Below are 23,349 nucleotides of genomic sequence, written 5' to 3'. Positions count from 1 at the left end.
TGGGTTAGCCACCAATAAAGAAGGTTGATTGAACCTCGATTGACTGTCTCATTGCCATTATGATGGCGATCAACATTCGAGGCACAAACAACCATGCTGAAGGTTCTGATTGCGTGTGTGGGGTTGCTGGGCGTGGCCTATGGGGCGATGGCCCAGGCAACCTCAGTGGTGTTTCTCAACCCGGGCACGTCCGCTGAAAGCTTCTGGGTCAGCTATGCGCAATTTATGCAGGCCGCTGCCAAGGACCTCGGCCTGGATTTGCGCGTGCGTTATTCCGAGCGCAGCGCCGCTAACACCTTGGCCCAGGCCCGCGAAGCACTGCAAGGCAGCGAGCGGCCCGATTACCTGGTGCTGGTCAACGAGCAATACGTCGCCCCGCAGATATTGCGCTTGGCCCAGGGCAGTGGGGTCAAGTTGCTGATCGTGAATAACGCACTGACCGCCGATCAGGTGCAATTGCTCGATGCGCATAAAGATGCCCGCTGGATCGGCAGCCTGGTGGCCGACGACGAGCAAGCCGGTTACCTGATGCTCACCGATTTGTTGCGCAACCACGGCCCGGTGACGCCGGGCACTTCGTTGGACCTGCTGGCGTTTTCCGGCGCCAAGAACACGCCAGCCGCACAGTTGCGTGAACAAGGGTTGCACCGCGCCTTGGCCGAACACCCCGAAGTGCGCCTGCGCCAGTTGGTCTACGGCGAGTGGAGCCGCCAGCGCGCCTTTGAACAAGCCACGCAACTGTTCAAACGCTACCCACAGACGGCGCTGGTGTGGTCGGCCAATGATGAGATGGCATTGGGCGCCATGCAGGCGCTGCAAGACAGCGGTCGTGTGCCGGGCAAGGACGCGCTGTTCAGCGCGATCAATAGCTCGCCCGACATCCTCAAGGCACGCCTGGATGGGCGCCTGAGTACTTTGGTCGCAGGGCATTTCACCCTGGGTGGCTGGGCGATGGTGCTGATCAATGATGACGCCAAAGGGCTTGATATTGGCGCCTACGGCGGGCGTGACCGTAAAGAGGCGTTATTCCAGCTGATTGATGCCAACCAATCAAAACGTTTGTCAGGGCCAATGCCAGCGGTGGATTTCCGCGCACTGTCAGCCGTGGGTAAGCCCGCGTCCTACCGTTACCCGTTCAGCCTGCAACTGCTGTTGCATTAAACCCCGGCCAGGTGCAGTACCAGCTTGACGATGCCAAATAACGTCAGCGCAAACACCGCCGTAAACACAATACCCAGTACGACAAAATGACTGGGTTTGCCATGGGTGAAATCTCGAGCGCGGTTTTTGCCGCTTTGTACACCGAAGGCCGCCGCCATGATGCTGTGCAGCATCTGCCAGAAGGTCGGCGGCTTGTTGTTGGCTGGATCGTTCATAAATCCCTCGTCCGCAAGGCTGTCCTACAGAGCATAGACAATCGGGCAGCCCGCGACTGGCTTGTATCATCCCTCTGGACTCTGCCTTTTGATCGTTCCCACGGGAGGGAACGATCAGAACAACCTTACACTTCCAGGATCAAGAACAGTTTCTGATCCAGCGGCGCCTCAATCAGGGCCTTGTCCAGGTTGATCACGGCGCGGTTGTTTGCCCTGGCTTGATCAATCAGTTCCTTGCGGGTAAAGCGCCGCTCCGCCGGGGTCTTCAAGTGGCCGAAGTCAGGTTTTGATGCCGGCGACTCGACGGATCGGTAATGGAAATGCGCGAACCACAGGTCCGCATCTTCCGACCGTTGCCCGGGCTTGATTTTGCGCTTGTCGCGTATGACATATTCGGTGAGGTAGTCGCCGGCCTTCAGCGGCACGCGTTTTTTCACCAGGTTGATGTCGACAAAACCATGAGTGTGCAGATAGTCGACCTTAGCGGCTTTGGGGCGTTGCAGCAGGTAACCTTCGGCGCACAGCTGCCGAGCCTGGGCTGTTGCGGCTCTGGCCTCTTCGCGGTAGCTATTCCTCAAGTCAATGGCGGGTTCGTCGGTCGCGCTTTTGAGTTCCTCGGCAAGTGCTTCGAATTTGGCCGCGTGCTGGCTCAACATTACATCCCAATCATGGGGATCGACTTCCTCACGTTGACTGGGCTCCAACAGTTTGCGCTGCTGGAAGCGAATGCTGGCATCAATGCCTGCGCGCTGAGCCTTGATGGCTTGGGCATCTGCCCTGATTCTTCTCAATGGGCGAGCCGCGGGCGTGGGCGCTTTGGTCGGCACGCTTGCGGGCTCGACGATTTTCCACACGCCTTCGCTGGCGTGTTCGTGGTACGTAGCGACGATGGCGCCGGTAAGCGTGTCGACAATGTCGACGTAATTGCCCGGTTCATCAGCCTGGCCGGTACGCACGTCGCCGACCAGGCTTTTCTTGTCGGCGGTTTTGATGACCCGTCGGTTGGCCGGTTTTTGTCGCTTGGCTTTGTCGCGGGCGGGCCTGGGGGCCAGCCGTTCTTCAACCAGGATCAAGTTGGCCAATTGCGCTTCGAGGCTGGTGCGGTCCTCGCTCAGTTGCTGCACAAATGGCGCGCGGTACTGCTCTCGCAGCAGCGCACAGCCCATGTCCGTCAGCGAGAGAACGGCGTTTTCCAGGCTTTCATAGCGCTGCAGCACATCCTTGAGTACGTTGATTTGCTCAGTCTCGGAGTAACCGGCAGTCGTGCGCATTTCCGTGTGTGCGTTGACAGTAGCGTAGATCTGGCGGTCGGCGAGGAGTTCCAGGAACGGACGCTCTTGGGGTTTATCGGCGTCAAGCGCGCGATTGAGCAGCACCTCGACCAGCGATAACAGGATGTGCTGCTTGATGACGAGCGAGGAAATGTTTTGGAATTCTGGATGCTCTTTCAACAAGCTTTCACGCAGTGCCGGGCTGGCTTGTTGCATGATGGCTTCGCATTTTTCTGCGCTCTCGAGCAGTTCATTGAGCGCCTCCAGTCGCTGCGTTGCGGCGCTGATATATTCGTCATAGCCATCAGTGATGTAGTTGGGCAGTTCCCTGTCGATACGTTTGAGCAACGCTGAAAAGCTTTCGCCGCGCGGGGTCTCCAGCGTGTCGGCGATTTTTTGATGCTGGTGCGCATAAGTCGCCAACCAGTGCTTGTAAATATTCGACGTCGCGTTATCGCGTGCCTCTTTGTATGTCGGCTCTGTTCTGTCCAGCTCCATCATTTCCGTCGCCATGGCTTCGCTCTGTTGCAGCCCGGTTAGAAGCCCCTGCGCATTTGTGCGGTAATTGTCGACGGCGATATCCCATTGAACTCTGGCGCGCGCCGTGGAGCGTTGGCGTTGCGCATGGCGCTCGGCGATCCGGGGTTGCAATGCCGGCAACAGTCCGGGGTTGTTGAGCATTTCCCAGTCCTTTCTGAGGGCGAGTTTCTGTTCAGCCAATTGAGTGCGCGCCATGGTCACGGCTTGAAGAAGCTGCTGCAGATGGTTCGCCATCGGCGTTAATTCACGGCTATGAACTTCCAGCATTGGGTTCAGTTGTGCCAGCCGTTGTTTCTTGCGATCGATTAACGCAGCCACTCTTTGTCTGGGCATGCCGCCCTCCAGCCTGGCATGCCGGTCCAGCCGCCAATGCCCTTGGCCGTCGCTGAGCAACCTGAAGCCGGGGCGCTGCGGGTGCTGCGGATGCACCAGGTAGACCTCGTTGAAACCCGGTACCACGCTCACCTGGAACAGCAGGCCGCCGACGCTGGCGTGCCAGGCCCCGTCAATGCGGTACAGCCCTTTAAGCGCACCGCTGAGCTGCACGGGCGGCAACGTTTCAGGCCATGGCACCCGTACTTCCAGTAACGCGTTGAGCAGCTTGGCGCCGGCCCGGGGGCTGGCAATCGAGCGGCTGAAGTCCAGAGCCGTGTGGCCGGTGGCGGGTGGCTCGCCGGGCAGCGCCACGGCGCCATGGCGCACCTGTGGCGCCGCTTGCGCCGGTGGCCGTCCCGCCGCGCGGCGCCAGGCTTCCAGTTGCAGGGCGTGCTCCTGCGCGGAGGGTTGGGACAAGGGCTGTTGGGACCGATTGGCGGGCGCGGCGGCATGCAGCAGCACCATCGCGGTATTGAGCAACAGATCGATCAGTGCCAGCTCGCGGGTGGTGGGGTTATCGCTGTCCAGGCCGGCCAGATCCTGCTCCAGACTGCTGACCAGCACCAGGAACCAGCCAGCCAGCATGGCCGGGCCCTGCACCAGCGGTAACAGCAGGGTATTGAACAGCAGCCATGCGCCTTCCATCACCACGGCCCAGCGGCTTTCGTGGTTGGACACCGACTCGCGGTCCGCCAGGTCGACCAGGGCCCGTGCGGTGCTGCCGAACAGATGATTGAGCAGTTGACCGTTGACTTGCGATTGCAGCCATTCGCCTGCCCCTTCATCCACGGCCAGGGTCGCAGGTGCCGGATTTTCAGGGAGGCTGAATTCGTCCCCAGGCAGGAAGCGAATGATGTGCGGTTCCTTGATGCCGCCATGCTCGTAGATGGGGCGGGCCTTGTCGCTCAGCCACGCCAGCACTGTGTCTTGCAGCGCGCCGGGTACGGCCAGTGCGTCGAGCAGGGCCTGGCGGGTCGGGTATTCATGCAGGGCGTCGGCATACAGCGGCTGGTACAGCAGGTGCGGGCCGACACGCGCATCACGCGGTTCGATAATAAACGCATTATTGACCTCATCTGGCGCAGCGCCGGGTTTGCGGCACAGGGCCAATGGGCGCAAAACAATCTCCTGCTCGTCGACGACCCTGTCCGAGGGCATCTCGCCCATCAACGCCTTCACATAGCGATAACCGGTGACGGTGACGCCATGCTGCCCGCGGATCTTGTATTCCAGCGCCTGCATCGGCAGCTTGACCTTGAGTTCACGGGTAAACAGGGTTTCCCGGCGCCGTGCGTCAACCGTGTCGGACAACAAGGTGTCTTTGATTTTTTGCGGGTACATGGTGCCGATATCGACGCGCTGGATCAGCCCGGTACTGCTCAACAGATAGTCCGCGTTGAGCCAGCTTGGAAGAGGCGTTGCATTTTTGGAAAACAGCGTGAGTGTGCCTTTAGGCTTGCCGGCGAGGTTCTTCAGCGCCAGTTCCGTCAGCGACATGCGCACATGCTCGATAATGCCAGCGCCGCCTGGGTAGCCGGCAGCCACGGCAAAGTCCAGCACCACCTCATCGGGGTCGCAGTCGCCATGATCGGTTTGCATCTGCTTGCGCAACGCATCGCGACTGAAGCTGTAGATGTTTTCTATGCCCTCATTGAACGCCTGACCCTGGTTTTGCCGCATCACCTGTGCCATGTCTTGCAGGTGGCGATGGTAGGCAAAGCGGTCAGTGTCGTTGGCTTGAGCGAACCACGGTGGCAGGTGCTCATCGACCTTTTGCAAGGTCGCCGTTGCGGCTGTCGGCACCTGGGTAAACAGCAGCGCCGGATCGGTGAGCTTTTCCAGGCGTCGCCCAAGGGTCACTTCGTCCTGGCCCTGAAACTTCAACGTCGCCAGGTCTTCCAGTTGCTGATTGAGGATCAGGCCGGCCTGTTGCTCGAACACGTTGCCATCGGGTTCATTGCGTCGCCAGGTGAGGCTGTCGAACTGGAACCGCGTCTGCATGCTGGTTGCCCAGGCCTGGCCGAATTCATCCAGGCCGTCAAACACCTGAATATCCCCGGCCACGCTGTACAGCAGCACCTGCTTGTCGCGCACCAGCAGCAGGTCGGGTGTCAGCAGGCGAACTTCCTGGTCGGCATTGACGAGTGTGTTCTCAACAAAATAGACATAAGTGGCGGGCGAAGATTTGGGGAGGCGCTCGGTCTGTGTCGGCCAGGTGGCGACGACCCTGAGCATGTCCTGCTGGGTCGGGTTCAAGCTCGATCCGCTCGTGGCACTCGCGGTCATCCGGCCGTTGAGAAACTCGCCCAGCCACTGCCAGCGGCTGCTGCCATGGCTGTCGGTTTCGCTCCAATAGTCGGCCAGCGCCGCCTGGAAATACAGGTGAATCGATTCGGGCAGGTCATCAATGATGCTTGCGATTGCCTGCATGTCGATCAGCGTCGGGGCATCAGGCTTGAGGATCGTGGGGATCTGTTGCGTCAGATAGTACGCCAGCTCGCGTTTGGGCTGCAGGTCGAGCAACTGCGGGTTGAGCACATGGGCGATGGCGATTTCCATCAGCGGTCTGTAGGTGTACACGCCGTCCGGGTGTGGAATAGCCAGCTTAAGCGTGGATAGGTCCAGCTTGAGTGTCGGATAGCGTTCCAGGATGCGGCTGCGCAGCGCATTGAACACCACGGAATACAAGGCCGGGCGCGTAGCGAAATGCGCATGGATGGCCTGGGCGGGTAGCTGGCTCAGGGCCGTGGAGGAACTCGGGGTGGGCATGATGAAATCCTTTTGCCTGTTTGATGGGGAAGCAACAGGAAATCGGATTTGGTCGCGGTGATGGCGTTACAGGAGTACCACCGACGCGCTGTACCACCCTAGGCGAGCGGCACATCCTGGCATACACCAGTCATCTACCGCTCGGACGCCAATAGCCACCAGCTGGACTATGAAGTGCTCGGGCGGTTCGAGTCGAAAAGCTTATGGCCCGCAAACATAAATTGATGGAGGCATGCCGCACGGCGCATCAGTGCCTGGCAGGCATTCAGCCGGGGGGCTGGTGCAATGTCCGCTTTCACCTCAACCGGTCGGTCATCACGTCGCTGAGATGACCATTACCTGGGTCGAATGGTATGCCCGCTGATTGACCTCAGTTGTCATACCCCAGGTTCGGCGCCAGCCAGCGCTCCGTCACGCTGAGGTCCTGGCCTTTGCGCGCGGTGTAGCTGGCGACCTGGTCTTTGTCGATCTTGCCCACGGCAAAGTACTGCGCCTGCGGGTGGGCGAAGTACCAGCCGCTGACGGCCGCCGCCGGGAACATGGCGTAGTGCTCGGTAAGGAATACACCACTGCGCCCGGCGTGCATTTCCTGGGCCTCGGGGTCCAACAGTTGGAACAGTTGGGCTTTCTCGGTGTGGTCCGGGCATGCCGGGTAGCCGGGGGCAGGGCGGATACCGGTGTATTGCTCCTTGATCAGTGCCTCGTTATCCAGCTGTTCGTCCCGGGCGTAACCCCAGTGCTCTTTACGCACTTGCTGGTGCAGCCATTCGGCGCAGGCCTCGGCCAGGCGATCGGCCAGGGCTTTGACCATGATCGAGTTGTAGTCGTCGCCAGCGTCTTGATAAGCCTTGGCGACTTCTTCGGCGCCGATGCCTGCGGTGGTGATAAAACCACCGATGTAGTCGGTCACGCCGCTGTCTTTAGGCGCGACGAAGTCGGCCAGGGAGAAGTTCGGCTTGCCGTCGGTCTTGATGATCTGCTGGCGCAGGTGGTGCAGCCTGGCAATCGGCTGGCCATCGTCGCCATACACCTCCAAGTCATCGTCCTGCACCTGGTTGGTCGGCCAGAAACCGAACACGGCGCGGGCGCTGATGAGCTTTTCGTCGATCAGCTTGTTGAGCATTTCCTGGGCATCGGCATACAGCGCAGTAGCGGCTTCACCGACCACTTCGTCTTCAAGGATGCGCGGGAACTTGCCGGCCAGGTCCCAGGAGATAAAGAACGGCGTCCAGTCGATGTATTCGGCCAGCACCTTGAGGTCGATATTGTCCAGCACCCTGGAGCCGGTGAAGGTCGGTTTGACCGGCGTGTAGCTGCTCCAGTCGAACTGCGGCTTCTTGGCGATGGCGGCCGGATAGCTCAGGCGCTCGGTGCGCGCGCTGCGGTTGGCAGTACGTTCGCGCACGTCGATGTATTCCAGGCGGGTCTTTTCGACAAAACCGGCCTTCAGCTCCTTGGACAGCAACTGCGTGGCCACACCCACGGCACGCGAGGCGTCGGTGACGTAGATCACCGCGTCGTTGCTGTACTTGGGCTCGATTTTCACTGCCGTGTGCGCCTTGGAAGTGGTGGCGCCGCCGATCATCAAGGGCAGGTGGAAGTCCTGGCGCTGCATCTCACGGGCCACGTGCACCATTTCATCCAGCGACGGCGTGATCAGGCCGGACAGGCCGATGATGTCGCACTTCTGCTCCTTGGCCACCTGCAGGATCTTCTCCGCCGGCACCATCACACCCAGGTCCACGATGTCATAGCCGTTGCAACCGAGCACCACGCCGACGATGTTCTTGCCGATGTCATGCACGTCGCCCTTGACCGTGGCCATCAGGATCTTGCCCTTGGCCTCCGGCTTGTCGCCTTTTTCCAGCTCGATAAACGGAATCAAGTGCGCCACGGCCTGCTTCATCACCCGGGCGGACTTCACCACCTGAGGCAGGAACATCTTGCCGGCGCCAAACAGGTCGCCGACGATGTTCATGCCGGACATCAGCGGGCCTTCGATCACTTCGATCGGGCGTGCGAACGACTGGCGCGATTCTTCGGTGTCTTCGACGATATGCGTGGTGATGCCCTTGACCAGCGCGTGTTCCAGGCGCTTGTTGACGTCCCAGCCGCGCCATTCCTCGGTCTCGGCTTCCTTGACGCTGCCGTCGCCCTTGTACTTGTCGGCAATCGCCAGCAGGGCGTCGGTGCCTTCCGGCGTGCGGTTAAGCACCACGTCTTCCACCGCGTCACGCAGCTCGGCCGGGATCTGGTCGTAGATCTCCAGCTGGCCGGCGTTGACGATGCCCATGGTCAGGCCGTTGCGAATCGCATACAGCAGGAACACCGAGTGGATCGCCTCACGCACCGGGTTGTTGCCCCGGAACGAGAACGACACGTTGGACACGCCGCCGGAGGTCAGTGCATACGGCAGCTCGTCACGGATGTAGGCACAGGCGTTGATGAAATCGACGGCGTAGTTGTTGTGCTCCTCGATACCGGTAGCGACCGCGAAGATGTTCGGGTCGAAAATGATGTCTTCCGGCGGAAAGCCGACTTCATTCACCAGAATGTCGTAGGAACGTTTGCAGATCTCTTTTTTGCGCGCTTCGGTGTCGGCCTGGCCGGCTTCGTCGAAGGCCATCACCACCACCGCTGCGCCATACCGCTTGCACAGCTTGGCGTGGTGGATGAACTGCTCGACGCCTTCTTTCATGCTGATCGAGTTGACGATGCCCTTGCCCTGGATGCACTTGAGGCCGGCTTCGATCACGTCCCACTTGGAGGAGTCGATCATGATTGGCACACGGGAGATGTCCGGCTCGCCGGCAATCAGGTTGAGGAAGGTCACCATGGCCTTCTTCGAATCGAGCATGCCCTCGTCCATGTTGATGTCGATCACCTGCGCGCCGGCTTCCACCTGCTGCAGGGCGACTTCCAGGGCTTCGGTGTAGTTGTCTTCACGGATCAGCCGGGCGAACTTGGCGGAACCGGTGATGTTGGTGCGCTCGCCGACGTTGACGAACAACGAGCTGCGATCAATGGTGAACGGCTCCAGGCCCGACAAGCGGCAGGCCTTGGGAATGTCCGGAATTTGGCGCGGCGCATACCCGGCCACCGCCTTGGCGATGGCCTCAATGTGGCCCGGCGTGGTGCCGCAGCAGCCGCCGACGATGTTGAGGAAACCGCTCTGGGCGAACTCTTCGATGACCTTGGCGGTTTGTGACGGCAGTTCGTCGTACTCGCCAAACTCGTTGGGCAGGCCGGCGTTCGGGTGCGCCGACACATGGGTGTTGGCCTTGTTCGACAGCTCTTCCAGGTACGGGCGCAGTTCGCTGGCGCCCAGGGCGCAGTTGAGGCCGACCGAAATCGGCTTGGCGTGCGCCACCGAGTTCCAGAACGCTTCGGTGGTCTGGCCCGACAGGGTACGGCCGGAGGCGTCGGTGATGGTGCCGGAAATCATGATCGGCAGTTCGACATTCAATTCCTCGAACACGCCTTGCACGGCGAAGATCGCGGCCTTGGCGTTGAGCGTGTCGAAGATGGTCTCGATCAGGATCAGGTCGGCGCCGCCTTCGATCAGGCCTTTGGTGGCCTCGGTGTAGTTTTCCACCAGTTCATCGAAGGTCACGTTGCGGTAGCCGGGGTTGTTCACATCCGGCGACAGCGAGCAGGTGCGGCTGGTCGGGCCAAGCACGCCGGCGACAAAACGCGGCTTGGCCGGGTTCTCCAGGGTCTTGGCATCGGCGATCTTGCGCGCCAGGCGTGCGCCTTCTACGTTCAGTTCATAGGCCAGTTCTTCCATGCCGTAGTCGGCCATGGAAATACGCGTGGCGTTGAAGGTGTTGGTTTCCAGAATGTCGGCGCCGGCATCCAGGTAAGCCTTTTCGATACCGCCAATTACGTCCGGGCGGGTAAGTACCAGCAGGTCGTTGTTGCCCTTGACGTCACTCGGCCAGTCGGCGAAGCGTTTGCCGCGATAATCCTGCTCTTCGAGCTTGTAGCTCTGGATCATCGTGCCCATACCGCCGTCGAGGATCAGGATTCGGTCCTTGAGGGCTTGATGAAGGGCTTGCAGACGAACGCTACGGTCGGACATGGGGCTACTCTGGTCAGGCATTTCGGAGGGCGTGAATCATAACAAACCTGTGCCGATTTAGAGCATGTCCTGGTTTTGCATGAATATCGTTCATGTTGGTGCGGGTCTTGGCCCGGTAGAATTGCCGGCACTTATAGCGCACGCATTGAATCGGGACCGGATACATGTCACTTCGTCTACTCACCAGCGCCGTCCTGGCACTGGTCGCCTGCGTTGCACAGGCCAACGGACCCGCCCCGGCGATTTCGTATACCCGCGACATTCAGCCGATCTTCACCGAAAAGTGCGTGGCCTGCCATGCCTGCTACGACTCCGCGTGCCAATTAAACCTGGGCAGCGCCGAGGGTGCGTCCCGTGGCGCGAGCAAAACCCCGGTGTATGACGGCGAGCGCAGCCAGGCCACGCCGACCACGCGTTTGTTCTACGACGCATTCGGCAAACAGGCCTGGCAACAAAAAGGCTTCTATTCGGTACTCGACGCCCAAGGCAGCCAGGCCGCATTGATGGCGCGCATGCTGGAGCTGGGGCATAACGCGCCGCTGCAACCCAATGCCAAGTTGCCCGATGAGATTGTGTTGGGCCTCAACCGCCAAAACATGTGCGCCATGCCCGGCGAGTTCAATGCCTACGCCGGCAGCCATCCCAAGGAAGGCATGCCGCTGGCGGTCACCGGTTTGACCGGCCAGCAATACCAAACCTTGCAGCGCTGGCTCGCCTCCGGTGCGCCGATTGACGAGCAAGGCCTGGCGCCAAGTGCCAGGGAAGCCCTGCAAGTACAGCAGTGGGAAAACCTGTTCAACCAGCCTGGCGCCCGTGAAAGCCTGGTGGCGCGCTGGCTGTACGAGCATTTGTACCTGGCGCATATTTATTTCGAAAACGGTGAGCCGGGGCATTTCTTCCAATGGGTGCGTTCGCGCACGCCAAGTGGCCAGCCCATCGACCTGATCGCCACCCGTCGACCCAACGATGACCCGGGCACCCAGGTGTATTACCGCCTGTGGCCGGTGCAGGGCGTGATCGTGCATAAAACCCACATCACTTACCCGTTCAGCGCGGCGAAAATGGCGCGGATCAAAGACCTGTTCTATTCCGGCGACTGGCAGGTGAGTGCCTTGCCGGGCTATGGCCCCGGTCGTCGTGCCAACCCGTTCGAAACCTTTGAAGCCATCCCGGCCAAGGCGCGCTACCAGTTCATGCTCGATAACGCCGAGTATTTTGTACGCACCTTCATTCGCGGGCCGGTCTGTCGTGGTCAGATCGCCACGGACGTGATTCGCGATAACTTCTGGACCCTGTTCCAGGACCCGGACCACGACCTGTACATCACCGATGCACGCTATCGCGGCCAGGCTACTCCGCTGCTGGCGATGCCGGGGCAGAACGATGACGTGGGCAGTGTGCTGAGCCTGTGGCTGGCCTATCGCGACAAGCGCAACCAATACGAAGCCTTGCGCCGTGACAGCTACGCGGACGTGCCGCCGCCGAGCTGGTCGACCTTGTGGGCGGGTAATGACAACGCCTTGCTGACGATTTTCCGGCATTTCGACAGTGCTTCGGTGACCAAAGGCTTGATTGGCGAAGTACCGCAGACGATGTGGTTGTTCGACTATCCGCTGCTGGAGCGCACCTATTACCAGTTGGCGGTGAATTTCGATGTGTTCGGCAATGTGTCGCACCAGGCCCAGACCCGGCTGTATTTCGACCTGATCCGCAACGGTGCCGAGCAGAACTTCCTGCGCCTGATGCCAGCCGATACCCGCGATGACTTTATGGATGATTGGTACCAGAACAGCGGCAAGCTCAAGCTGTGGCTGGACTACGAGGCGATTGACGACGACAAGCCAAGCGGCTTGCATCTGGATGAAAAAGACCCGAAACGTGACTTTGCCAACCAGTTATTGACGCGTTACGGCGATTTGAATGCCAGCCCGGATCCGATCAACCGCTGCACGGGTGCTTATTGCTCGCGCGATGGTATCGACCCGGCGTTGCAGGACGCGGAGCAGGCATTGAGCCGGCTGACATCACGCCCGGCGGCGGGGCTCAAGGTGATTGATCAGTTGCCTGAGGCGACCATGCTGCGTATCGAGACCGCCAGCGGCAAGCGCGTGGTTTACAGCCTGCTGCGTAACCGCGCGCACAGTAATGTGGCGTTCCTGCTGGGCGAGGCTTATCGCTATCAGCCGGGGTTGGATACGGTGACGATCTATCCGGGTGTGCTTAGCAGTTATCCGAACTTCATCTTCAACGTCCCGGCGCAGGAAGTGCCGGCGTTTGTGGCGGCTATGGAAAACGCCAAGGATGCCAAGCGGTTCGAGAAAATTGTTGATCGGTGGGGTGTGCGGCGCAGTCATCCGCTGTTCTGGCAATACTTTCACGACCTGTCGCAGTACATCCGCGAGACTGCGCCGTTGGAAGACGGGGTGCTGGATATGAATCGGTATGAGAATCTCTGATGAGTTGGTTGGGCCTTTTCCGACAAAATTACTCGGACTTTGTACCTGCGTAATATTTTGGCGTAAACTGCCGGCAAGCCTGTGAGGAGTTTCCATGACTGCCATAACCATTACCGACGCCGCCCACGATTACCTGGCTGACCTGCTGTCCAAGCAGAACACCCCAGGCATCGGCATCCGCGTCTTTATCACCCAGCCCGGCACCCAGTACGCCGAGACTTGCATCGCCTACTGCAAGCCCGGGGAAGAGAAACCTGAAGACACCGCCCTGGGGCTCAAAAGCTTCACTGCGTACATCGACAACTTCAGCGAAGCCTTCCTCGATGACGCCGTGGTCGACTACGCCACCGATCGCATGGGCGGCCAGTTGACCATCAAGGCGCCCAACGCCAAGGTACCGAACGTCAACGCCGACAGCCCGGTCAACGAGCGCATCAACTACTACCTGCAAACCGAGATCAACCCTGGGCTGGCCAGCCACGGCGGTCAGGTCAGCTTGATCGATGTGGTCGAAGACGGTATTGCCGTGCTCAAGTTCGGCGGCGGCTGCCAAGGCTGCGGCCAGGCGGACGTGACCTTGCGTGAAGGCATCGAGCGCACCTTGCTCGAACGTATCCCGGAGCTCAAGGGTGTGCGTGACGTGACCGACCACACGCAGAAAGAAAACGCCTACTACTGAGTAAGGTGTTCACTGCGAATAAAAAAACGGCGCCCCGTGAGCGCCGTTTTTTATGCTTAAAATTCAGTGCGTTACGCAGTCTATTTAACAAAGTAGATCAACTGTGGGAGCTGGCTTGCCTGCGATGACGGCCTATCAGCCAACAAATCCGGTGGCTGATACACCGCTATCGCAGGCAAGCCAGCTCCCACACTTCAGGGGCGATATAGGTGCGCATGGCCCGCCCGATACAGCGACGATTCGCTGAAACCATCACTGGCCAGCACCCGACCCACCACAATCAACGCCGTACGCCGAAACCCTTTGGCCGCTACTTTCTCGGCAATATCCGCCAACGTGCCCAGCACCCAATCCTGATCCGGCCACGTCGCGCGGTGTACCACGGCAATCGGGCAGTCCGCGCCGTAGTGCGGTAGCAGTTCGGCGACGATTTTCTCCAGGTGGTTGACCCCCAGGTGAATTGCCATCGTTGTGCCATGCTGCGCCAAGCTGTCGAATGCCTCACCCGCCGGCATGCTGGTTTTATCGGCATAACGGGTCAGGATCACACTCTGGGCGATGTCCGGCAGGGTCAGCTCTGTTTCCAGCAACGCGGCGCAAGCCGACACTGCAGTCACCCCAGGGATGATCTGGAACGGTATGCCCAGCTCACGCAAATAACGGATTTGCTCGCCAATCGCGCCATACAGGCTCGGGTCGCCGGAGTGTACGCGCGCCACATCCTGGCCGTTGGCGTGGGCTGCCTTGATCAGCTCAATGATCTGTTCCAGGTGCAATTCGGCGCTGTTGACCACCTGTTCGGCCTGATGACCCTCCAATATCGCCGCCGGCACCAGGGAGCCGGCATAGATGATCACCGGACAGCTGCGGATCAGCCGCTGGCCCTTGACGGTGATCAATTCCGGGTCGCCGGGGCCTGCGCCGATAAAGTAGACGGTCATGGGAATTCCTGTTGAAAAACGGGCGAGCATGAAAGTTGCTCATGATCGAGGAGGGTAATTATCGGGATTTTAGTCGGCGCACGCCAATGCAAAGGTGGCCTGGGCGGTTTTTTTGCGCGTGATCAACAGGCGGGCAGGGCGCTGGGAGAGCTGTTCAGCCAGGGCCAGGGCGGCGCTTTCGGCGATGCCATAGCAACCTGTATGCGCAAAAGCGACGGCTGACTTGTGGCTCAAGCGCTGTTCATAACCGGCCAATTGTGCAGCACTGAAACACTGCAAAGGCAGCTCCAGCAGTCGGGCCAGGGCCAGCAGGCCGGGTTCAGCGTGTTTGCGATCAATGCTCGCCAACGCGGTGATGCGTTGGCGTTCAATGCCGCCGTCGGCGAGGGCTGCGTCAAGCAGGCCGAGCAGGGTGTGAACATCACAGCCGCGCTGGCAGCCCAGGCCGACCACCAGTGTCATGCCGAGTATTGACTGTCGCGGTTGCGACGAAACAGCCATGCGCTGATCCAGCCCAAGGCCAGCCAGAAGGCCACGTTAGTCAGGTGCGAGGCGATTTTGAACTGTGCTTCCAGGGCTTCGGGTGCCAGCATCGAATGCACTTGCGGTTGCGGCGCGCCGATCACGTGGGGCACGGCCAGGATCGCCACGCCCAACACCTTGAGCAGCCAGCTACGACCAAACACCAGCAGTGCGATACCGGCGGCGGTGGAGGCCGCGGTGCCGATCCACCAGATCTGCCGTTGCGCCAGGTCGGCGGCAGCCGTGCCCGGCAACTCCGGCGGCAGCCCCAGGGTGGGCGCCAGTACAAACGTCGCGTAACCGGCCAAGCCCCAGAGCAACCCTTGAGCCGTGCGGGTCGGCGCGCGCAAGGTGTAGAGACCGGCCAGCATCAGCGCGAAACCGACCGCTACCACCAGGTTGCCGCCAGTGGTCGACAACACACGCTGCCAGCCATTTTCCGGCTCCCAGGCTTCGGCGTCGTGGGTGTGGGCTGCGGCGCCAGCGGCGTGTTCGTGCGCCACTTCGACGGCCGGGGCATTTTCAAAGGTTTCCGCCTGCAGAATCAGCGGGGCGACCCAAAAGCTTTGCAGCAGGGTCAGCAACAGGGCGGCCAGCAGGCCAGTGAAACCTGCGGTTTGGGCAATACGCTTGATCATGTCGGCAGGCCTCAGTGGCACGGGAACGCGGCGCTGTGGCGGGTATCGTGGGCGGCGTTGTGCACCGCTTCGATATGCGAGAAACCGGCGAAGTACACCAGGCACGCGCCGAGGATCGACGCGCCGATGGCGGCGCCCAGGCGTTGGCTCAAGGTAGTGGTGCTGCTGGCGGTGTGCGAAGTGCTGCTGATGATCGACATGGCGCGTCCCTTCAGGGGTTCAGGGTGACGCAGGCGCATGAAAACCCCGCGAGGCAGGCACGCAGGGTTCTGAACAGCGCCCGCCCACCGCGGGTTTGTTATCTGGTTTTTTCGGGCCGGTCTCCGGGCTTGCGAGGGGCGCTCTTGGGAAAAGAGGTGGGCCGTATCAAGCATCTCCTTCCCATGCACAGGCACAGTGGATTTGATGCTTCGCTCGCTTACCGTTGCGGGGGCAGCACCGGACTCGTCATCACGCTATGACTCACCGGTTTCCCGTTTCACCCTGTGAAGGGCACCCGAAACAAGATGTGTAGGAGAGCATGGGCGGGCGACGGTAGTCAAATCGCGCGAGCCCCTGTAGCCTTGCACCTTCGAGGTTCTTCGGCCCACGCCGAAGCTAAGAAGGGAACGCGGTCCAAGCCGCGGCTGCCCCCGCAACTGTGAAGGGTTCAGCTGCCTGCCACGCCACTGCCATAACGGCGGGAAGGCGCAGCCAGCGCGGGTCGCAAGACCTGCAAACCCCAAGCCAGGAGACCTGCCTCGCAACCGATTTTCTACTTAACCGGGCGGGGTGATCCGGTGACGAAATCCGCTGCTGCGCGCCGTCGCAGGGTCTATCGTCCCGTCTGCCCGCCCCCAAGGGCATCCGATGAAAACACTGGCCAAACTCCCCGTCACCATCGTTACCGGCTTCCTCGGTTCGGGTAAAACCACCTTGCTGCGCCATATGCTCGACAACGCTCAAGGCCGTCGCATCGCCGTGATCGTCAACGAATTCGGCGAACTGGGCATCGACGGTGAGATCCTCAAACAGTGCTCCATCGGTTGCACCGAAGAAGAAGCCAACGGCCGCGTTTACGAACTGGCCAACGGCTGCCTGTGCTGCACCGTGCAGGAAGAGTTCTTCCCGGTGATGCGCGAGCTGGTTGCACGTCGCGGCGACCTCGACCATATCCTTATTGAAACCTCGGGCCTGGCCCTGCCAAAACCGCTGGTGCAAGCCTTCCAGTGGCCGGAAATCCGCAGCGCCTGCACGGTTGACGCGGTAATCACCGTGGTCGACAGCCCGGCCGTGGCTGCCGGCACCTTCGCCGCCTTCCCGGACCAGGTTGACGCCCAGCGCAAACTCGACCCGAACCTGGACCACGAATCGCCGCTGCACGAGCTGTTTGCCGACCAGTTGGCCAGCGCCGACCTGGTGATCCTCAACAAATCCGACCTGATCAGCGCCGAAGACCTGGCCCGCGTGCGCCTGGAAGTCGCCGAAGAACTGCCGCCGGCCGTAAAAATCATCGAAGCCAGCAGCGGTCGCCTGCCATTGGACGTGCTGATCGGCCTGGACGCGGGTTCCGAAGAACACATCGACGGCCGCCACAGCCATCACGATCATCACCATGAAGGTGAAGACGATCACGACCACGATGCGTTCGACTCCATCTCCATCGACCTGCCGCAAGCCGACGAAGCGCTGCTGCTCGACGCCCTGAACCAGTTGGTGGTGCAACACGGCATCCTGCGCGTCAAAGGCTTCGCGGCGATCCCGAACAAGCCGATGCGCCTGCTGATCCAGGGTGTGGGCACGCGTTTCGACAAACATTTCGATCGCGCCTGGGGCGCCGACGAAGCGCGCATCACACGCCTGGTGCTGATCGGCCAGGAGCTGGATGCGGCGGGCCTCGAAGCGCAATTGCGCGCAGCGCTCAGCGTTTAACCCATGCACCTGCTCAGGACTCAGCCGGGTGGTTTCGTTTCGGACGACAATATTGCCGACCTTGGGCAAACCCCTGCCGAGCTGGTGATCCTGTGCAGCGGTGATTCCAGCCTTGCACTGTTGGCCGAGGCCGGCCAGCAGTTACCCGATGACTACCCCAGCTTTCGCCTGGCCAACCCCATGCAGGTGCAAAACCACGCCTCGGTCGACCTCTACGTCGACGAGGTGCTGCGCCACGCCAAGGTCATCCTGATTTCGCTGCACGGTGGCATCGGTTATTGGCGCTACGGCATCGAGCGCCTGGTGGAGTTGGCCGAGCGCGGCGTGCAGTTGATTCTGGTGCCGGGCGATGATCGCCCCGACCCGGAACTCAGCGGCTTAAGCACCGTTGGCATGGCTGAGCGCGACCGCCTCTGGCACTTCCTGCGCCAGGGCGGTTTGGGCAATGCGCTGGATTTCTACCGTTGCCTGGCCAGCAGCCACCTGGGCCGCGACTACGCCTGGGACGAGCCGCAAACCCTGGCGCGCACGGCGATTTATCACCCGCATAAACCCCACCCACGGCTGAACGACTGGCAGGCCGATTGGCACGCCGACTGGCCGGTGGCGGCGGTGTTGTTCTACCGCTCGCACTTGCAGGCGGCCAATACCGGTTTTATCGATGTGTTCTGCCAACGCTTGCAGGCGGCGGGTCTTAACCCGCTGCCGATGGCGGTGGCCAGTTTGAAAGAACCCGGCTGCCTGACGGTGGTCGAGGACTTGCTGGATGCAGTGCAGGCGGCGGTGATTTTGAACACCACCGGTTTTGCTCAGTCCAGCCCTGAAGCCCCGCACCTGCGGCCGTTTCGCCGCAATATCCCGGTGATCCAGGCGATCTGCGCCCAGGACAATCAGCCTGGTTGGGAGGCCAGTGAACAGGGCCTTGGCCCGCGTGACCTGGCCATGCACATTGCCTTGCCGGAGCTGGACGGGCGCATTATCAGCCGGCCCATCAGCTTTAAAGATTTAGCCTGGCGCAGCGAGCGAAGCCAATCCGACGTGGTGTGCTACCGCGCAGCGCCGGAACGCATGGATTTTGTCGCTGAACTGGCGCGGCGCTGGGTCGAACTGGCGCGAGTACCCAATGCCGACAAACGCATTGCGCTGATCCTGGCCAATTACCCGACCCGCGACGGCCGCATCGGCAATGGCGTGGGCCTGGATACGCCGGCAGCAGCGCTGAATATCCTGCGTGCGCTGCAAGCCGAAGGTTACCCGGTGCCGAGTGAGTTGCCCGCCAGCGGCACTGCCTTGATCCATGAATTGCTCGGCGGCGTCACCAACGACCTCGACAGCCTCGACCTGCGCCCGTGCCATCAAAGCCTGAGCCTGGACGCCTACGAGGCGATGTTCCAGCGCTTGCCCGAAGCCAATCGCCAGGCCGTGTTGGAGCGCTGGGGCGCGCCGCACAACGACCCGATGTGCCGCGACGGGCGCATGATGATCGCCGGCCTGCGCCTGGGCCTGACCTTCGTCGGCATTCAGCCGGCACGCGGTTATCAGGTGGACCACAGCGCGGTGTACCACGACCCCGACCTGGTGCCGCCCCACGGCTACCTGGCGTTCTACTTCTGGTTGCGCCACACCTACGGCGCCCATGGCGTGATCCATGTGGGCAAGCATGGCAACCTTGAATGGCTGCCGGGCAAGGGTGTCGGGCTGTCGCAACATTGCTGGCCGGATGCGCTGCTCGGGCCATTGCCGAATATCTACCCGTTTATCGTCAATGACCCAGGCGAGGGCGCCCAGGCCAAGCGCCGCACCCAGGCGGTGATCATCGACCACCTGATGCCGCCGCTGACCCGCGCCGAAACCTATGGCCCGCTGCGTAACCTGGAGCTGTTGGCAGACGAATATTACGAAGCGCAGTTACTTGACCCACGCCGTGCCCTCGAGCTGCAAAAAGACATTCTCAAGCTGGTGCGCGAAACCCGAATCGACCAGGAACTTGAGCTGGATAACGACGCCGACGCGGCGGTCTGGCTGCCGCGCCTGGACACCTACCTGTGCGACTTGAAGGAGTCGCAGATCCGCGACGGCCTGCATATTTTTGGCGAGTCGCCCGAAGGCCGCCTGCGCATCGACACCTTGCTGGCCTTGCTGCGCATTCCCCGTGGCGATGGCCGTGGCCCGCAATCGAGCCTGCTGCGGGTGTTGGCCAAAGCCTTCGACCTGGGTTTCGACCCGCTCGATTGTGCCCTGGCCGAGCCCTGGGCCGGGCGCCGTCCCGAGGTGTTACAGAAGATCGATGCGCAGCTGTGGCGCACCGCCGGTGACACCCGTGAACGTCTGGAACTGTATGCCGCGCGACTGATCGAGCAGGCACTGGAAGGGCCGCTCGAACAGCTCGAAGAACCCGGTTGGGAGGACGTGAAGTCGGTCATCGAGAGCCTGCGCATTGTTGTCGCGCCGCGCCTGGACGCCTGCGGCCCCGCCGAAATGCGCGGCCTGCTGGATGCCCTGAGTGGCCGTTTCGTATCTGCTGGCCCCAGCGGTGCGCCAAGTCGCGGGCGCCTCGACGTGCTGCCTACCGGGCGTAATTTCTTCAGCGTGGATGTGCGCAACCTGCCCACTACCACGGCCTGGCGCATCGGCTTTCAATCCGCCAACCTGATCCTTGAGCGGCACTTGCAAGACCACGGCGACCATCTGCGCCAGCTCGGTCTCTCTGTATGGGGCACCGCCACCATGCGCACTGGCGGCGACGATATCGCCCAGGCCATGGCGCTGATGGGCGTGCGCCCGGTATGGGCCACCGGCAGCCAGCGTGTGGATGACTTTGAAATCCTGCCGATCAGCTTGTTGGATCGCCCACGGGTGGATGTGACGCTACGCGTGTCCGGGTTCTTCCGCGATGCGTTCGCCAACCTGATCCGCCTGTTCGATGCGGCGGTGCAGGCGGTGGCGGCGCTGGATGAGCCAGACGACATGAACCCGCTGGCGGCCAAGGTGCGCAGTGAGCGTGAAGCGTTGCTCGAGTCGGGCCTGGATGAAGCGGCCGCGGCAAAGCAGGCCGGCTGGCGCATCTTTGGCGCTAAACCCGGTGCCTATGGCGCGGGTGTGCAGGGCGCGATTGACGGTCGCCTGTGGCAAAGCCGCGAAGACCTGGCCGAGGTCTACCTGAACTGGGGCGGCTACGCCTATGGGGGTGCCGACGAAGGCACCGCCGCCCGCGACCAATTCGCCCAGCGCCTGAGCCAGGTACAGGCGGTGTTGCACAACCAGGACAACCGCGAACACGACCTGCTCGATTCCAACGATTACTACCAATTCCAGGGCGGCATGCTCGCCGCCGTGGAAACCCTGAGTGGCGACAAGGCCGCCAGCTACCATGGCGACCACAGCCAGCCGGACCTGCCGAAGATCCGCACCTTGAAGGAAGAGCTCAACCGGGTGATCCGCTCCCGTGCCGCCAACCCCAAGTGGATCGACGGGGTGAAACGCCACGGTTATAAAGGCGCATTCGAGATGGCGGCCACGGTGGACAATTTGTTCGCATTCGACGCCACCACTGCACTGATCGACGATCACCAATACGCCTTGCTTGCCGACGCTTACCTGCTCGACGCCGACACCCGCGCCTTTGTGCAGCAGCACAACCCGGCGGCATTGCGCGACATGACCGAACGCATGCTCGAAGCCCAGCAACGCGGCATGTGGCAGGCGCCGGGCGCGTATCGCGAGGCGTTGGAAAACCTGTTGCTGGACATAGAAGAAGACAGCTGATGACCGATATTCCCACACTGTGGCGAGCGGGCTTGCCCCGCGTTGGGCCGCGTAGCGGCCCCAATAAGGTCAACCTGGTTTTCCTGAAAGAACGCGGCGTTTGGATTTAGGGCTGCTTCGCAGCCCAACGCGGGGCAAGCCCGCTCGCCACAAGAAATAGCAGAATTTAAAGAGAGCAGGTATGACTGATATTCCCCATTTCCCGCTGTCCGCCGTGGTCGGCGCCGATGAGCTGAAACTGGCGCTGTGCCTGACCGCCATCGACCCGAAAATCGGCGGTGTGCTGATCGAAGGCCCGCGTGGCATGGCCAAGTCGACCCTGGCGCGTGGCCTGGCGGATCTGTTGGTCAGCGGCCAGTTCGTCACCTTGCCGCTGGGCGCCACCGAAGAGCGCCTGGTCGGCACTCTGGACCTGGACGCCGCGCTGGGCGAGGGCCGGGCGCAGTTTTCCCCCGGCGTATTGGCCAAGGCCGATGGTGGTGTGTTGTATGTCGATGAAGTCAACTTGCTGCCCGATCACCTGGTCGACCTGCTGTTGGACGTGGCCGCCAGCGGCACCAACCTGATTGAGCGCGATGGCATCTCACATCGCCATTCGGCGCGTTTTGTGCTGATCGGCACCATGAACCCGGAGGAGGGCGAGTTGCGCCCGCAACTGCTCGACCGTTTCGGCTTTAATGTGGCGCTGAGCGGGCAGACTTTGCCGAGCGAGCGCGGGCAGATCATCCGGCGCCGCCTGGATTTCGACAGCAACCCGGCGGCGTTCTGCCGCCAATGGGCCGAACCGCAGGCGGCGTTGCGTGAGCGTTGCACCCAGGCGCGCCAGCGGCTCGACAGTATTGAACTGGACGACCAGGCCCTGGCGCAGATCACCGAGCGGTGCTTTGCCGCTGGCGTCGATGGCTTGCGCGCCGACCTGGTCTGGTTGCGTGGCGCGCGCGCCCATGCTGCCTGGCGCGGCGCGAGTGCCATCGCCGAGGAAGATATCGAAGCGGTGGCCGAGTTCGCCTTGCGTCATCGCCGCCAACCGCAAACGCCGTCGACAAGCCCGCCCGATCCAGGCCAGGCTGCAAAACCGTCTGACCCATCACCCGGCCAGGGCCAGTGGGGCGATATGCCCGCGCCCGCATTGCCCACGGGCGCCCGTCGGGAAGTACCCACCTGGCCAAAAAAGCCCTAGGCATTCGCCCTCGACCTGACGCGGGGGCGGATGCCCGGCCCAAGGCAGGGCGACTGGAACATGGCAGGCACGGCAAGGCACGCAGCGCCCAGCGTGGCGCGATCAATTGGCCGGGCACCTTGCTCGGTGGCCGGCCGCAGTGCCGTGAGGATCTGCTTTATCACCTGCGCAGCCGCGCGGCCCATGAGTTGTGGCTGGTGATTGTCGATGCCTCGGCGTCCACCCGCCGCCATGGCGCGCTGAGCGACGCCAAAGGCCTGCTCGCCCAGCTGTTTGACGACGCCTACCGGCAGCGCGCGCGCATGGCGTTATTGACCGCCAGCGGGCACTCGCCTAAATGGCAGGTGCAGGGGCTCAAGGCCGCCAAAGGCTTGAGTGGCTGGCTGGCGCAGCTGGGCGCCGGTGGCGGCACACCGTTGCTGGCGGCGTTGTCCGAAGCTGGCCAATGGCTGCACGCGCGCCGCCGGCGTTACCCGGTCGAGCAGCAGCGGCTGCTGGTGATTACCGATGGGCGGCTCAAGGCTATCGCTGGGTTGCCCGTGCTCGATTGTCCTGGGCTACTGGTGGATATCGAGCGCGGCCCGATCAGGCTGGGCCGCGCAAAACAGCTGGCGCTTGAGCTGCATCTGGACTATCGGCCTATCGATAGTTTGTAGGCTTGATAAAACTGAACGCTGCCTGATTCCCGCTTGTCCCCGCTTCCCATGTCACCCCCTGCCTGCCAAATCCCTTAATTTTCCAAGCCTGCCGGACGCCACTCCAGGCCCTCGGCTGTGCCCGCGATTTTTCCCGGCGCCAGCACACCCGCTTCAAACGGCAGCTGAATACGGACGTTCTACTCAACC

Annotated in this window: 14 protein-coding genes and 2 riboswitches; of the genes, 7 read left to right on the top strand and 7 right to left on the bottom strand. The window is 61.7% G+C overall.

The genetic code is table 11. The features are described from left to right. The first annotated feature begins 93 nt into the window (after positions 1–93). Positions 94–1,161 (top strand): ABC transporter substrate-binding protein, encoded by a 1,068-nt coding sequence (locus AB4P96_RS19350; protein ID WP_169987678.1) that lies wholly within the window; start codon positions 94–96, stop codon positions 1,159–1,161. On the opposite strand, the gene AB4P96_RS19345 is transcribed toward AB4P96_RS19350, so the two are convergent. The 3 genes from AB4P96_RS19345 to metH all read right to left on the bottom strand — a co-directional run bounded on the left by AB4P96_RS19345 (position 1,158) and on the right by metH (position 10,412). Then, the gene (locus tag AB4P96_RS19345) at positions 1,158–1,376 is read right to left on the bottom strand and encodes a DUF2970 domain-containing protein (protein WP_017136917.1); all 219 of its coding nucleotides are present in this window, start codon (positions 1,374–1,376) and stop codon (positions 1,158–1,160) included. The genes AB4P96_RS19350 and AB4P96_RS19345 overlap by 4 nt on opposite strands. A gap of 125 nt (positions 1,377–1,501) precedes the next feature. After that, complete coding sequence (locus AB4P96_RS19340) at positions 1,502–6,331, bottom strand: dermonecrotic toxin domain-containing protein (protein WP_395599947.1); 4,830 nt, start codon at positions 6,329–6,331, stop codon at positions 1,502–1,504. A 370-nt stretch (positions 6,332–6,701) separates the two neighbouring features. After that, positions 6,702–10,412 (bottom strand): methionine synthase, encoded by a 3,711-nt coding sequence (gene metH, locus AB4P96_RS19335; RefSeq protein ID WP_099549119.1) that lies wholly within the window; start codon positions 10,410–10,412, stop codon positions 6,702–6,704. Between the two features lie 164 nt (positions 10,413–10,576). Here metH and AB4P96_RS19330 point away from each other — a divergent pair, with 164 nt between their 5' ends. Continuing rightward, positions 10,577–12,868: a fatty acid cis/trans isomerase gene (locus AB4P96_RS19330; protein ID WP_170040250.1), complete on the top strand. Its 2,292-nt coding sequence runs from the start codon at positions 10,577–10,579 to the stop codon at positions 12,866–12,868. Between the two features lie 94 nt (positions 12,869–12,962). After that, positions 12,963–13,547: a Fe-S biogenesis protein NfuA gene (nfuA, locus tag AB4P96_RS19325; RefSeq protein WP_017136914.1), complete on the top strand. Its 585-nt coding sequence runs from the start codon at positions 12,963–12,965 to the stop codon at positions 13,545–13,547. 194 nt (positions 13,548–13,741) lie between these two features. Here the strand turns inward: nfuA and cobM are convergent, their stop codons facing one another. The 4 genes from cobM to AB4P96_RS19305 all read right to left on the bottom strand — a co-directional run bounded on the left by cobM (position 13,742) and on the right by AB4P96_RS19305 (position 15,848). Next, a complete protein-coding gene (cobM, locus tag AB4P96_RS19320; RefSeq protein ID WP_395599946.1) occupies positions 13,742–14,488 on the bottom strand; it encodes a precorrin-4 C(11)-methyltransferase in 747 nt (248 codons plus the stop codon). A gap of 69 nt (positions 14,489–14,557) precedes the next feature. Then, positions 14,558–14,950: a cobalamin biosynthesis protein gene (locus AB4P96_RS19315; protein WP_176991883.1), complete on the bottom strand. Its 393-nt coding sequence runs from the start codon at positions 14,948–14,950 to the stop codon at positions 14,558–14,560. Further along, on the bottom strand, positions 14,947–15,648 hold the full coding sequence (locus tag AB4P96_RS19310; protein WP_138449542.1) for a CbtA family protein: 702 nt from the start codon (positions 15,646–15,648) through the stop codon (positions 14,947–14,949). The genes AB4P96_RS19315 and AB4P96_RS19310 overlap by 4 nt, the downstream gene beginning before the upstream one ends. Before the next feature lie 11 nt (positions 15,649–15,659). Then, positions 15,660–15,848, bottom strand: coding sequence for a CbtB-domain containing protein (locus AB4P96_RS19305; RefSeq protein ID WP_017136910.1), 189 nt, complete (start codon positions 15,846–15,848; stop codon positions 15,660–15,662). 96 nt (positions 15,849–15,944) lie between these two features. Next, positions 15,945–16,163: riboswitch (cobalamin riboswitch) on the bottom strand. 42 nt (positions 16,164–16,205) lie between these two features. Next, a riboswitch (cobalamin riboswitch) is annotated at positions 16,206–16,406 on the top strand. Between the two features lie 91 nt (positions 16,407–16,497). On the opposite strand from AB4P96_RS19305, the gene cobW reads away from it, so the two are divergent. The 4 genes from cobW (at position 16,498) to AB4P96_RS19285 (ending at position 23,160) form a co-directional block, all read left to right on the top strand. Next, the gene (gene cobW, locus AB4P96_RS19300) at positions 16,498–17,559 is read left to right on the top strand and encodes a cobalamin biosynthesis protein CobW (protein WP_395599945.1); all 1,062 of its coding nucleotides are present in this window, start codon (positions 16,498–16,500) and stop codon (positions 17,557–17,559) included. 3 nt (positions 17,560–17,562) lie between these two features. Beyond that, a complete protein-coding gene (gene cobN / locus AB4P96_RS19295) occupies positions 17,563–21,324 on the top strand; it encodes a cobaltochelatase subunit CobN (protein ID WP_395599944.1) in 3,762 nt (1,253 codons plus the stop codon). Between the two features lie 181 nt (positions 21,325–21,505). Continuing rightward, entirely contained in the window at positions 21,506–22,504 is a 999-nt protein-coding gene (locus AB4P96_RS19290) for an ATP-binding protein (protein WP_170040247.1), read from the top strand. A 53-nt stretch (positions 22,505–22,557) separates the two neighbouring features. Then, entirely contained in the window at positions 22,558–23,160 is a 603-nt protein-coding gene (locus AB4P96_RS19285; protein WP_138449550.1) for a VWA domain-containing protein, read from the top strand. The last annotated feature ends 189 nt before the right edge of the window (positions 23,161–23,349 follow it).

The organism is Pseudomonas sp. B19125 (genome assembly GCF_044218855.1).
Classification (GTDB): domain Bacteria; phylum Pseudomonadota; class Gammaproteobacteria; order Pseudomonadales; family Pseudomonadaceae; genus Aquipseudomonas; species Aquipseudomonas edaphica.
This window is presented reverse-complemented; position numbering and strand designations above follow the sequence as displayed.